The sequence below is a fragment of the Xanthomonas euvesicatoria pv. euvesicatoria genome (genome assembly GCF_020880415.1).
GTDB classification, from domain to species: domain Bacteria; phylum Pseudomonadota; class Gammaproteobacteria; order Xanthomonadales; family Xanthomonadaceae; genus Xanthomonas; species Xanthomonas euvesicatoria.
In genome coordinates this window covers 154,397-166,608 of sequence record NZ_JAJIUJ010000103.1, presented here as the reverse complement: position 1 = coordinate 166,608, position 12,212 = coordinate 154,397, and the positions used below count along the sequence as shown (strand labels likewise).

11 protein-coding genes and 1 other RNA gene are annotated in these 12,212 nt (G+C 66.0%); 6 read left to right on the top strand and 6 right to left on the bottom strand.

The features are described 5' to 3' along the window. The first annotated feature begins 90 nt into the window (after nucleotides 1-90). The 3 genes from LN450_RS17230 (at nucleotide 91) to LN450_RS17220 (ending at nucleotide 1,768) form a co-directional block, all read left to right on the top strand. Nucleotides 91-726, top strand: coding sequence for a glutathione S-transferase N-terminal domain-containing protein (locus LN450_RS17230; protein ID WP_005915265.1), 636 nt, complete (start codon nucleotides 91-93; stop codon nucleotides 724-726). Nucleotides 727-804: 78 nt separating this feature from the next. Next, on the top strand, nucleotides 805-1,245 hold the full coding sequence (locus LN450_RS17225; protein ID WP_008571311.1) for a ClpXP protease specificity-enhancing factor: 441 nt from the start codon (nucleotides 805-807) through the stop codon (nucleotides 1,243-1,245). A gap of 190 nt (nucleotides 1,246-1,435) precedes the next feature. Next, complete coding sequence (locus LN450_RS17220) at nucleotides 1,436-1,768, top strand: hypothetical protein (protein ID WP_008571310.1); 333 nt, start codon at nucleotides 1,436-1,438, stop codon at nucleotides 1,766-1,768. Between the two features lie 193 nt (nucleotides 1,769-1,961). Here LN450_RS17220 and LN450_RS17215 read toward each other — a convergent pair whose 3' ends face one another. Next, nucleotides 1,962-2,342, bottom strand: a complete 381-nt coding sequence (locus LN450_RS17215) for a DUF3301 domain-containing protein (RefSeq protein ID WP_008571309.1) — start codon at nucleotides 2,340-2,342, stop codon at nucleotides 1,962-1,964. Nucleotides 2,343-2,418: 76 nt separating this feature from the next. Next, nucleotides 2,419-2,495, bottom strand: a non-coding RNA gene (locus LN450_RS17210) — sX9 sRNA. A gap of 189 nt (nucleotides 2,496-2,684) precedes the next feature. Between LN450_RS17210 and LN450_RS17205 the strand changes: the two genes are divergently transcribed. Further along, nucleotides 2,685-7,079, top strand: coding sequence for a DEAD/DEAH box helicase (locus tag LN450_RS17205; RefSeq protein ID WP_011347771.1), 4,395 nt, complete (start codon nucleotides 2,685-2,687; stop codon nucleotides 7,077-7,079). Here the strand turns inward: LN450_RS17205 and LN450_RS17200 are convergent. After that, entirely contained in the window at nucleotides 7,019-7,639 is a 621-nt protein-coding gene (locus tag LN450_RS17200; protein WP_011347770.1) for a DNA-3-methyladenine glycosylase, read from the bottom strand. The two genes, LN450_RS17205 and LN450_RS17200, sit on opposite strands and share 61 nt — an antisense overlap. Before the next feature lie 297 nt (nucleotides 7,640-7,936). Here LN450_RS17200 and LN450_RS17195 point away from each other — a divergent pair, with 297 nt between their 5' ends. Together LN450_RS17195 and LN450_RS17190 are read left to right on the top strand one after the other, a co-directional pair. After that, a complete protein-coding gene (locus LN450_RS17195; protein WP_011347769.1) occupies nucleotides 7,937-9,595 on the top strand; it encodes a methyl-accepting chemotaxis protein in 1,659 nt (552 codons plus the stop codon). Between the two features lie 11 nt (nucleotides 9,596-9,606). Beyond that, nucleotides 9,607-10,116, top strand: a complete 510-nt coding sequence (locus LN450_RS17190) for a chemotaxis protein CheW (protein WP_011347768.1) — start codon at nucleotides 9,607-9,609, stop codon at nucleotides 10,114-10,116. Nucleotides 10,117-10,158: 42 nt separating this feature from the next. Here the strand turns inward: LN450_RS17190 and LN450_RS17185 are convergent, their stop codons facing one another. From LN450_RS17185 to LN450_RS17175, 3 genes are all read right to left on the bottom strand, one after another. After that, entirely contained in the window at nucleotides 10,159-11,265 is a 1,107-nt protein-coding gene (locus LN450_RS17185) for a sensor domain-containing diguanylate cyclase (RefSeq protein ID WP_170808577.1), read from the bottom strand. Between the two features lie 282 nt (nucleotides 11,266-11,547). After that, entirely contained in the window at nucleotides 11,548-11,724 is a 177-nt protein-coding gene (locus LN450_RS17180) for a hypothetical protein (RefSeq protein ID WP_008576117.1), read from the bottom strand. A 246-nt stretch (nucleotides 11,725-11,970) separates the two neighbouring features. Next, nucleotides 11,971-12,204: a helix-turn-helix transcriptional regulator gene (locus LN450_RS17175; RefSeq protein ID WP_011347765.1), complete on the bottom strand. Its 234-nt coding sequence runs from the start codon at nucleotides 12,202-12,204 to the stop codon at nucleotides 11,971-11,973. Between the last annotated feature and the right edge of the window lie 8 nt (nucleotides 12,205-12,212).

The following is a 12,212-nucleotide window of genomic DNA, read 5'->3' as shown; positions in this document are numbered from 1 at the left end:
GATTGCACACTCGATAGACCGTGGTGACTGTCGGCGTTGGGCCGGCCGCGCCGATGCGGCCGGCGGATTCCGGTCGTCGGAGAGCCTTGAATGGCGACGAGTGTGCGTATGCGGAATACCTTGACTTTGTTTTCGTCCAACGACGACGTGTTGTGCCACCGGGTCCGTCTGGTCCTGGCGGCGAAAGGGGTGACCTACGACCTGGTGCCGGTCGACCCGCAAAATCCTCCCGAAGATCTGATCGATCTCAATCCCTATCATTCGGTGCCGACGCTGGTCGAACGCGACCTGGTGCTGTACGCCGCCTCGGTGGTCAGCGAATACCTGGACGAGCGCTATCCGCATCCGCCGCTGATGCCGGTCGACCCGCTTTCGCGCGCGCGTCTGCGCCTGGCGATGTTGCGCATCGAGCATGACTGGGTGCCGCAAGTGCAGGCGATCCAGCTCGGCAACAAGACGCAGGCCGAGGCCGGCCGCAAGCGTCTGAAAGAACTGCTTACCGCCTCGGTGCCGTTGTTCAAGGCCAGCAAATTCTTCCTCAATCCGGAAATGAGTCTGGCCGATTGCGCGATGGCGCCGATCATCTGGCGACTGGACGCGTTGGAAATCAGCCTGCCCAAGGACGGTAAGGCGATCGAGGATTACGGCAACCGGATCTTCCGCAACCCGGGCTTTATCCGCAGCCTGACCGATCAGGAAAAGAAGCTGCGCGATCTGCCGGGCTGATGCGACGGCTGTATGCCAACAGACCGACTTCCGATCGCGTGGCCGCCGCGACGGGCCATGTGCGGGTAAAATGACGCAATGAGCGAAGATTTCCCCCGCATGACCAGCCATCGCCCGTACCTGTTGCGGGCCTTGGTCGAATGGATCAACGACAACGGCATGACGCCGCACGTTTTGGTGGATGCCGGCCTGCCCGGTGTGCAGGTGCCTGCCAGTGCCGTCAAGGACGGTCGCGTCGTGTTGAATATCGCCGAGCGTGCCGTGGTCGGCCTGCAGGTGGACAACGAAAGCGTGAGCTTTACCGCGCGCTTCGGTGGCGTGAGCCACCCGGTGATGGTGCCGATGGCCGCCGTACTGGCGGTCTATGCGCGCGAAACCGGGCAGGGCATGGCGCTGCCGGACGACATCCCCGGCACCAACAGCGAGCCGCCGGATCCGGGCTCGCCCCCACCGAGTGCGCCGACGCCGGACGAACCGTCCAGCGGTGGCAAGCGCCCGCATCTTCGCGTGGTGAAGTAAGGACAGCACACCACACGCCTGCGCCGCCGCAAGGCGAGTGCAGGCCGGTGCGCGGAATCAGCAGGGACCACGTGTAAGCTGAAGTTCCTGCGTGCCGTCCACGGCTACCGGTGACGGCGTCCCAGGTTCTGTTGGCTGCGCTGAAAGCGGCAAGCGTATGACCTGCAGACTCGCCAAGTGGAGGGTTCGATTGCACGTAGAGCGCACCCGTCATGTCGATTGCAGCGCGCCGGATCCGTCCGGCGCACTCGACGACGCGTACGAGTACGACATCTATCGCTTCGTGGATGGCGAGCGTTGTCTGATTGCGCGCAGCTACATCGACACGCCGCGTGAGGCGCATTTTCTCAGCATGGAAATTGCCGGCAAGTCGCGTCTATTGAAGGATGCCGACCTGCTGGATCCGCTGTGGCTGTTCGCCCAGGCGCAGCTGCGTCGAGAGGGCAAGCTGCAATTGTGCTGGCTGAGCGGCAGGGACAATGGCTACGAGCCCGTTCCCGCGGATTCGACGTCTTTGGAATGAAGTGGCCGGCTGTGTGGAGTGCCGCCGACTGATGCAATGGCCAGCCGCGTGCACAGACGGCGAAAGCGCGCAGCAACAGCTCGATGATTGCTGGAATCCAGAGGGAAGCTGGCCGGCCAATCACTGTAACCCAGACAGGTGAAGCTGCAGGTATGTCAGGTGTCAGCGTGCGGGTGACCCGCAGCTGCGCGCCTCACTCCAGACGCTCATGCTCCGGGTGCAATGCCCTGACGGTAGCGACCTGCGGCCCGGTGAAGGCAATCAGTTGATCGCCGCGCAGCACCAGCTTGCCGCTATGGCGATCCACGCCGTCGTAGGAATAGTCGAAGCGGAAGGTGCGCTCGAAGCCCAGCCAGCCGCTGGGCATCCTGCACACGCGGATATTGGTGGAATGCACGCTCTGGTCCAGCCATTGCACGTCGGCCGCGCGGCAGGCATTGCGGCCAAGAATGTCGGCGCGTTCGGCAGCCGCGCGCGAGGAGTTCCAGAACGCGAACAGCGCGGCGCCGGCGATCATGAAAAGAATCAGGCTGGGCATGCCGCCAATGTGCCACGGCACGTGGCCGGCGGACAATCGCCGGGCCGGTGCCGCAACGTTGCGAAGGCGTCGCCTTGCCGACGGCAGAGGCCGCCACCATTGCGCTAACAGCGGCTAACAAAACGTAGCGAGCAGCTGTCGGGTGGGCGCAGACGGCGCGCTCAGAACCGGAGTGTACGAGCGGTACATGCCGATTCCGAGCACCGGCCGCGCCCGCCTGGCGGCTGTGCAGTCGTTTTGTAGCCGCTCTAAATCGTTCACTGCCGGCCTGGCCCGTGGCTTGTCTGGACCGCTGCGCAGCCCCATTGATTATGGTTCACGCCGAGTTATATCCGCGCGCCTTGCCGTCATGATGAGCAATGGTGTCGGGCATTGCCAATGCATCCTGTCCTGCAACACTTCCATCCTGTGGTCGCTGCGTGGTTCGCGCAGACCTTCGCTGCGCCGACACCGGCGCAGGTCGCCGCGTGGCCGGCGATCCAGGCCGGACGCCACACGCTGGTGGCCGCGCCGACCGGCTCGGGCAAGACGCTGACGGCCTTCTTCGCCGCCATCGATGCATTGATTCGCGACGGGCTGGCCAACGGCGGTGCGTTGCCCGACGAAACCCGTGTGGTCTACGTCTCGCCGTTGAAGGCCTTGTCCAACGACATCCACCTCAATCTGGACGCGCCCTTGCAGGGCATCCGTGCGGCGCTGGTCGCCGGCGGCTTGCCGGATGTGCCGATTCGTACCGCGGTGCGTACCGGCGATACCCCGCAGCGCGAGCGCGCGCAGGCGCGTCGCACGCCGCCGCATATTCTGGTGACCACCCCGGAGTCGCTGTACGTACTGTTGGGGTCGGCATCCGGGCGCGCGTCGCTGCAGCATGTGCGCACCGTGATCGTCGATGAAATCCACGCGGTGGCGTCGGACAAGCGCGGCAGCCACCTGAGCCTGACGCTGGAGCGCTTGCAGCGGCTGGTCGCGCAGCCGATCACGCGGGTGGGGCTGTCGGCCACCCAGAAGCCCATCGAAACGGTGGCGCAATTCCTGGTCGGTGTCGACGCAGACGGCGTGCCGCCGCCGTGCGAGATCGTCGATATCGGCTACACCCGCAAGCGTGATCTGGCCCTGGCGTTGCCGCCCACGCCGCTGAGCGTGGTGATGTCCAACGACCAGTGGCTGCAGGTGTATGCCGATGTGGCTGCACTGGCGCAGCAACATCGCACCACGCTGGTGTTCGTCAACACACGGCGCATGGCCGAACGCGCGGCGCGGCATCTGGGCGATCTGCTCGGCAAGCAGCGCGTGTCGGCGCATCACGGCAGCCTGTCGCGCGAGACGCGCCTGCTGGCCGTGCAACGGCTCAAGGCCGGCGATCTCACCGTGTTGGTGGCGACCGCATCGCTGGAACTGGGGCTGGATATCGGCGATGTCGATCTGGTCTGCCAGCTCGGTTCGCCGCGCTCGATTGCCACCTTCCTGCAACGCGCCGGGCGTTCCGGACACAAGGTCGGCGGCACGCCCAAGGCGCGCCTGTTTCCGCAGACCCGCGACGAACTGGTCGAATGCGCCGCGCTGCTGGACAGCATCCGCCGCGGCGAACTGGATGCCTTGCGCATTGTGACGGCGCCGGTGGATGTGCTGGCGCAGCAGATCGTTGCCGAAGCCGCATGCGAAGACTGGGACGAAGATGCGCTGTTCGCGCTGGTGCGGCGCGCGTGGCCGTTCGCCGGGTTGAGCCGTGCCACCTTCGACAGCGTGGTGCGCATGTTGTGCGATGGCTTCAGCACCCGCCTCGGTCCGCGCGCCGGGTATCTGCATCGCGATGCCGTGCACCGGCGCCTGCATGCACGGCGCGGTGCGCGCATGACGGCGCTCACTTCCGGCGGCACCATTCCCGAAACCGGCGACTACAGCGTGGTGCTGGAACCGCAGGCCGAAAAGATCGGCACGGTGAACGAGGATTTCGCCGTTGAAAGCCTCACCGGCGATGTGTTCCAGCTCGGCAATGCGAGCTACCGCATCCTGCGCGTGGAGGCCGGGCGCGTGCGCGTGGAAGATGCCAAGGGCGCGCCGCCGAACATTCCGTTCTGGCTGGGCGAAGCGCCGGGTCGCAGCGATGAGCTGTCTGCGGCGGTGTCGCGCCTGCGTGGCGAGATTGCCGCGCGGCTGGACACCGCGCCGCACCAATCCGCGCGCGACTGGCTGCAGCGCGAGCTGGAGATGTCTGCCGAAGCGGCGCGGCAACTGGTGGATTATCTGGCAAACGCTTGCACGGCATTGGGCGCGATGCCCACCCAGCAGTGTCTGGTCATGGAGCGCTTCTTCGATGCCAGCGGCGGTACCCAGCTGGTCATCCATTCGCCGTACGGCAGCCGCATCAATCGTGCGTGGGGGTTGGCGCTGCGCAAGCGCTTCTGCCGCACCTTCAATTTCGAATTGCAGGCGGCGGCCACCGAAGATGCGATTGTGTTGTCGCTGTCGACCAGTCATAGCTTTGCGCTGGAAGAGGTTGGCCGTTACCTGCATTCGTCGTCGGCCGAGCATGTATTGATCCAGGCATTGCTGGACGCACCACTATTCGGCGTGCGCTGGCGCTGGAACGCCACCAACGCAATGGCGCTGCCGCGCTTCAGTGGCGGCAACAAGGTGGCGCCGCAGTTGCAACGCATGAAGTCCGAAGATTTGCTCGCCACGGTATTCCCGGACCAGGTGGCCTGTGCGGAGAATCTGGTCGGCGAACGCGAGGTGCCCGACCACCCGTTGGTGGCACAGACCCTGGAAGATTGCCTGCATCACGCCATGGATAGCGACGGCTGGCTGCAGGTTTTGCGCGGCCTGGAATCGGGCGCGGTGACGCTGGTCGCGCGCGACCTGGCCGCGCCGTCGCCGCTGGCCGCCGAAGCCTTGAATGCGCGTCCGTATGCATTTCTCGACGATGCGCCGCTGGAAGAACGCCGTACCCAGGCCGTGCAAAGTCGCCGCTACACGCCGCAGACCAGCGACGACCTGGGCCAGCTCGATCCGCAGGCGATTGCCGCAGTGTGCGAAGAGGCCTGGCCACAGCCGCGCGATGCCGAAGAAATGCACGAGGCATTGGTGGGGCTGGGCGTGTTGCCGGTCGCAGAGGCTACCGACGCGCAGTGGCAGGCATGGTTGGCCGCGCTGGCCGCAGCGGGTCGTGCCAGCTGCATTGCCTTGCACGGCAGCCCGGCGCTGTGGGTCAGCGCCGAGCGTATCGACTGGTTCTTGCCGTTGTATCGGCAAGCAACTGTGCAGCCGCCGTTGCAGGCGCCGGCCGATTGCCGCGTTGCCGACTGGCAGCGCGACTGGGCGGTGCGCGAACTGCTGCGCGGGCGCTTGTCCGCGGTCGGCCCGGCACAGGTGCCGGCCTTGTCCCACGCATTGCAGGTGCCGGAAGCAGAAATCGCGCTCGCACTGGCGGCCTTGCAACGCGAGGGCTACGTCATGGCCGGGCAGTTCAATGCGCATGTGCAGGGCGAAGAGTGGTGCGAGCGCCATCTGTTGGCACGCATCCACCGCTACACGCTGGGGCGCCTGCGCCGCGAGATCGAACCGGTATCGCAACGCGATTACGCGCGTTTTCTGTTCGAGTGGCAGCACGTGGACAGCAGCAGCCGGGTGGCCGGGCCGGATGCGCTGGCCGGTGTGGTGGGGCAGCTCGAAGGCTTCGAGGCGCCTGCGGTGCTGTGGGAGAGCGAGCTATTGCCGGCGCGCATCCGCGACTATCAACCGGCCTGGCTGGATGAGTTGTGCACTGCCGGGCGCACGCTGTGGGCACGCCTGCGGCCCGGCGGCGGCCGCAGCGGCGCTGCACTGCGCAGTACGCCGATCGTGCTGCTGCCACGACGCGAAGCGCAGCATTGGAGCGCGTTGGCGCGCGATGCCGACGACGCGCCATTGAGCTCCCGCGCGCAACGGGTCATGCAGGTGCTGCAGCAGCAAGGCGCGCTGTTCTTCGACGAAATCGCCGACGCGGCACATCTGATGAACACCGAGCTGGAAGATGCCTTGAGCGAGCTGGTGATGCGTGGCCGCGCGCATTGCGACAGCTATGCCGGCCTGCGCGCGCTGCTGGTGCCTGCGTCCAAGCGACCGTCGGCACTGTCGCGGCAGCGTCGCCGTGCCAGCGCACTGGGCATCCGCGATGCGGGCCGCTGGGCACCGGTGCGGGCGCTGCCCGACCTGCCGCTTGCCGAAGCCGCGCAGCGCCATCAGGACACGCTCGAACACGTCGCGCGCACGCTGCTGCGGCGCTACGGCGTGGTGTGCTGGCGGCTGCTCGAACGCGAGGCTGCATGGCTGCCGCCATGGCGGGAATTGCTGCGCATGTATCAACGGCTGGAAGCGCGCGGCGAAATCCGCGGCGGGCGGTTTATCGCCGGGCTGTCCGGCGAGCAGTTTGCGTTGCCGGACGCGATTGCGGCCCTGCGCCGTGCGCGCGCGCAGCCGTTGCCGCAGCAATGGATCTGCGTCAGTGCCAGCGATCCAAGCAATCTGCTCGGCAGTCTGCTGCCGGGCGAGCGGGTCGCGCGCGTGCCGGGCAATCGCGTCGCTTCGCTGGATGGGCTGCCGATGGCGGTCTGGGCGGCAGACCGCTTCCAGGCCTTGCAGGAGCTCACCCCCGAGCAGGCCGAGCAGGCGTTGCGTCTGCTACAGCGCGGACCGGGCGCGGCCGAGCAATCGCCGATGGAGCGCTGGTTGGCTCAATCGCCCGCGGGCGCCGTGCCTTTTCCGGTCACGCGCGGAAGCGGACGCGACACATAGCGGCTATCTGCAACCACCCAGCGCCATGGCGCATCCACGGCCTTGCGGATGCCGATGCGCGGCGTTGCCACTGGATGGGAGGGGGGCGGCACGCCGTCGTCTTCGATCCAGAGCCGCGCGGCCGCAGTGCTGAGATCCAGCCCATTGTCGGCGGCGGTCACGCCGAACGCCTGCGCCAGGCGGCCTGGGCCGGTGGTCAAGGCGGTGACCGGCGCGGCGCCGCGCGCGGCCTGCATGCGATCGATACCGGCCAGCGGTTCCAGTGCGCGGATCAGCACCGCATGCCCGGGCGCGCCGCCGCAGACCGCATTGATTGCCCAATGCATGCCATAGATGAAATACACATACAGGTGCCCCGGCGCACCGAACATCACCCGCGTGCGCGGAGTCATGCCGCGAAACGAGTGTGCGGCCGGGTCGTCGCTGCCGCAGTAGGCTTCCACTTCGGTGATGCGCCCGCGGCGTCCGTCAGCACTGACCAGCACCTTGTTGAGCAATTGCGGCGCGACGTGGCGGGCATCGTGGGCATAGAACGTGCGGGGCAAGGGCTTTGCAGGCATGGCCGAAGCATAGCGGCGCGGACGTGATGTCCCAGCGGTGTGGCCTGGACAGCGCACGGGCGGGGGTAGGGTTTTTCCGAATATGGGCGGTGATGAGCGCGTGATCTGTCACAAAAGCGCAGATTCGATTTGATGAATAGGCACTCCGGCCCTGGATGCATCTCAAGCGCGTTTTGTCGTCGCCGATAGCCATTAGCGATGGGTTAGACCCGCCGTATCGCCATGCGCGGTACGCGCAGCGCCATCGCCTTCCTGTAGCGCATGTCGCCCACGCATCCTTCTTGAGAGAACTCCCCAATGTTAGGCAACTTCAGAATCGGAACCAGACTGATCGTGGCATTCCTGATCGTCTCGGCCATCGGCGCATGCATCGGGTGGGTGGGCTATTCCAACTCAGGCCGCATCAGCGCGCTGTCGACGTCGTTGTACGAGCGCGAGTTGCTCGGCATGTCCCATGTCAAGGAAGCCAACATCAACCTCATCTATGCCGGCCGCGCGCGCGCCAACCTGTTGTTGGCCAGCAGTGCAGAAGAGCGCCAGTCGCATGTGCAGAACATCGACAAATACACCGCCAAGGTGGTCGATCACATGGCCCGTGCGCGGGAGAGCTTCCAGAGCGAGGAAGGCAAGAACAAGCTGGCGCAATTCGATCGCGCCTGGCAGAAGTATCTGGACGAGCGCGGCCGCTTCATCGAAGTCGCCAACCGCGAAGCGTTGCGCGAGGCCAATCCGGAACTGGCCGCGCTCTCGCGCGCGGTACGCGCCAGCTCGGACGAAGTGGATAACCTGATGACCGACCTGAGCGGCCTGCGCGAGCGCAGCGCCGCGGCGGCCAACGCCGAAGCCGATGCGATCCACACACGCAGTTCCAGGCTGTTGGTCGCCATCATCTGCAGCGGCGTGTTGCTCGGTGCCATTCTCGGCGTGGTGATCAGCCGCAGCGTCACCGGGCCGATCCGCCGCGCGGTGGCGGTGGCCAACGGTTTGTCGGAAGGCGATCTCACCATGCGCATCGATGTGCATGGCCGCGACGAAACCGCGCAACTGCTCGAAGCGATGCGCACCATGGTGCAAAAGTTGTCGCAGGTGGTCGGCGAGGTCAATACCAGTGCCGAAACCCTTGCCAGCGCGTCGGAAGAAGTCAGCGCCACCGCGCAGTCGCTGTCGCAGGCGGCCAGCGAACAGGCCGCCGGTGTGGAAGAAACCAGTGCGTCGCTGGAGCAGATGACCGCATCGATCAGCCAGAACACCGAGAACGCGCGCATCACCGATGGCATGGCCACCCAGGCCGCGAAAGAAACCGTGGAAGGTGGCGAAGCGGTGGTGGCCACCACCCAGGCGATGAAGCAGATCGCGCAGAAGATCGGCATCATCGACGACATCGCGTACCAGACCAACCTGCTTGCGCTCAATGCCGCGATCGAAGCCGCACGCGCCGGCGAACATGGCAAGGGGTTTGCCGTCGTCGCCGCCGAGGTGCGCAAGCTGGCCGAACGCAGCCAGGTGGCGGCGCAGGAAATCGGCGAGGTGGCCAGTTCCAGCGTGGAATTGGCCGACCGCGCCGGTCGTTTGCTGGATTCGATCGTACCCATCATCAAGCGCACCTCCGACCTGGTGCAGGAAATTTCCGCCGCCTCCGAGGAGCAATCTTCCGGCGTCAGCCAGATCAATTCGGCGGTCGTGCAGTTGAGCCAGACCACGCAGCAGAACGCCAGCGCATCCGAAGAGCTGGCCGCCACTGCCGAGGAAATGAGCGCGCAGGCCGAACAGCTGCAGCAGAGCATGGCGTTCTTCCGGCTGGGCGGGCAGGGCGCGCCGCCTGCGCCGCCCAAGCGCGGCAAGCAGGTCGCTGCGCGTCCGGCGCGTGCGGCGGGCACGCGTGGCTGGCGCAGCAACGCAGCGCCGGCGTATGCGATGTCCGAGGGCCCGGACGAAGGCCAGTTCGCGCGTTTCTGAGAGAGCGACCAATGACCGCACCGACGCTTGATGTGATGCCCGGCGACGCCGATGTCGCCGCGCAATATCTGACCTTTCAACTGGATGGCGAAACCTTCGCCACCAGCATTCTCGGCATCCGCGAGATCATTCAATACCGCGCTCCCACACCGGTGCCGTCGATGCCGGATTGCGTGCGCGGGGTGATCAATCTACGCGGCGCGGTGGTGCCGGTGGTGGATCTGCAATCGCGGTTGGGGCGCGCAGACAGCACGATCGGCAAACGCAGCTGCATCGTGATTGTGGCCACCGAACAGGCGCAGGGCACGCAGGTGATTGGCGTGCTGGTCGATGCGGTCAATGCAGTGATCGAACTGGCCGATCAGGACATCGAAGCGGCGCCGTCGTTCGGCACGCATATCCGCCGCGATCTGCTGCGCGGCATGGGCAAGGTCGGCGAGCGCTTCGTGGTACTGCTGGAGATGGAGCAGGTGCTGCAGGTGGACGAGATCGCCGGAAACACCGACGCACTGGCGGCCTGAGCGACAGCCGTGCAGCAGGGCGATCGGCGCAGTCTGCGTCGATCAGGCCCGCAGCTGCCAACCGTCGAAGCCGTGCACGCGGTTGCGGCCATCGCCACGCGCCTGCTGCAACGCGTGTCGCGCACGGGCAAGCAGGGTATTGCTGTCGAGCGCGGTTGGCGTGGCAACGTCCACCACACCTGCGCTGAGCGTCAACGGGCCGGTGGGCCAGTGCGCGTCTTCCACTGCCTTGCGCAAGTCTTCGGCAGTGGCAAGGGCTGCAGATGCAGCGGTCTCCGGCAGCGCCACGCAGAATTGATCGCAGGCCAGACGCGCCACGAGTGCGTCAGCCGGAAGCTGCGCTTCCAGCAATGCAGCGACCTGCAGCAAGGTGGCATCGGCCGCTGCCGCGCCGGCCTGCAATTTTTGCCGCTTGAAGCCGTCCAGTTCGAGCAGCATGAAACCCAGGGGCGCATCGGCGGCAGAGCTGGGCGCGTCGGCAAGCGTGTGCAAAGCGTGCTCCAGCCCGGCGCGATTCCATCGCCCGGTGAGCGCATCGCGCAGTGCATCCAGCTCCACCAGCCGCGCGGCCTGTTGCAGTTCGATGGTGCTGACGACTTGCCTGGCCAAGGCTTGCAGCGCGTCGCGCTCGGTCGCCGACAGGCGCCGCGGAACGCGATCCAGCACGCACAGGGTTCCCAGTGCGATGCCGTCCGGGGTCAATAACGGCGCGCCTGCATAGAAGCGGATCTGTGGCTCGCCTGTCACCAGCGCGTTGCGCGCAAACCGCTTGTCCAGGTGGGTATCGCCGACTTCCATCACCTGATCGGGTTCGAGGATGGCATGCGCGCAAAACGACAGTTCACGCGGCGTCTCGCTCTGCTGCATGCCGAGCCTGGATTTGAACCACTGCCGATGGGTATCGACCAGCGAGATCAGCGCCATCGGCATCCCGCAGAGCGCGGCTGCGATCGAGGTGAACGCGTCGTAGCTCGGCTCCGGTGCGGTGTCCAGCAGGCGGTAGGCATGCAGTGCCTCCACGCGCTCATCTTCGTTGGCCGGCAGGCGTGCCCCGGGAGTGGCGTTGACGCCGCCTGGCAGTAACGTTGCCTGGATCAGGTTCAACGCGGGTGCATCGGGTATCTGCATGCAAAGCACCACCGGGAACAAGGCGCCATCAAGGCGATGAGGGGTTGACGCGACAACGCACTGGCCGATGCGACTGCAACCTTGGCAAGGCACTGCTTCCCAGGGCAGCGGCATATCGGCGAGCGCCTGTCCGGATCTTGCCACAGGAACGCGTGGCTGGCCGGTGCCGGGCTTTCAGTCCCACGGATGCAGCGGTCTCAGCTGCACGACAGGGTGCAACGCGCCGCTGGCGATGCAGCAGGGAAGTTCACCGCATCGGCGTGCCGCGGCGCTGCCCGGTGCCAGGCAGCATGCTTGGCCAACTCACTCTCCCTGGCCAGCCTTGCCGGTGGGGCGACGGCTTTGCTCGTCGTGCACCTTCAGATCTTCCTGGCCCGGGCGTTGCTTGGCAGCATCGTCGTGCTTGCGGTCTTGCTGGCTCTCGGTCACGCCGTGCGCGTCGTCGGCGACGTCATCGGGCTGCTGGTCTTTCTTGCTCATGGTGTGGTCCGCTGTGGAGTGAAGCCGGACGTTAGCGCGCGCGATGTGATCCCCACGCCACGGCGACCGGCCGGCCCTGCACCGCAACACCCTCAAAACGCGCAAGCCCCGGAAACATGACGTCTCCAGGGCTTGTGCGTTTGACTCGATGGGCGGAAGGCTCCCGAATAATACCTGCAAGTGACTGTAATGCAATAGGTATTTCCGACGTGGTGAGCCCTGTTACCGCCATAGTTACCGCCAAACTCATGCGGCTAGGCCCTGCGTACCATTGCGTGCGTCTACCGCTGCACTCATCCATGCGGCCACTTCGGTGGAGACCCAAGCGGCAATGTTGCCACCGGGGAATTGTACTGGCTTCGGGAACTTGCCCGCAGCGGCCCAGGCATAGAGCGTGGACTTGCTGACGCCAACGGTCGCGATGACCTCGGGCAAGCGCATGAAGTGGTACGGCAGTGTCGTCTGTGGTTGCGTCGTCATGGCTTCCT

Excerpts from the sequence above, each read along its gene's own strand:
- LN450_RS17230 (WP_005915265.1), top strand. The coding sequence starts at position 91 with ATGGCGACGAGTGTGCGTATGCGGAATACCTTGACTTTGTTTTCGTCC.
- LN450_RS17225 (WP_008571311.1), top strand. The coding sequence starts at position 805 with ATGAGCGAAGATTTCCCCCGCATGACCAGCCATCGCCCGTACCTGTTG.
- LN450_RS17205 (WP_011347771.1), top strand. The coding sequence starts at position 2,685 with ATGCATCCTGTCCTGCAACACTTCCATCCTGTGGTCGCTGCGTGGTTC.
- LN450_RS17200 (WP_011347770.1), bottom strand. The coding sequence starts at position 7,639 with ATGCCTGCAAAGCCCTTGCCCCGCACGTTCTATGCCCACGATGCCCGC.
- LN450_RS17195 (WP_011347769.1), top strand. The coding sequence starts at position 7,937 with ATGTTAGGCAACTTCAGAATCGGAACCAGACTGATCGTGGCATTCCTG.
- LN450_RS17190 (WP_011347768.1), top strand. The coding sequence starts at position 9,607 with ATGACCGCACCGACGCTTGATGTGATGCCCGGCGACGCCGATGTCGCC.
- LN450_RS17180 (WP_008576117.1), bottom strand. The coding sequence starts at position 11,724 with ATGAGCAAGAAAGACCAGCAGCCCGATGACGTCGCCGACGACGCGCAC.
- LN450_RS17175 (WP_011347765.1), bottom strand. The coding sequence starts at position 12,204 with ATGACGACGCAACCACAGACGACACTGCCGTACCACTTCATGCGCTTG.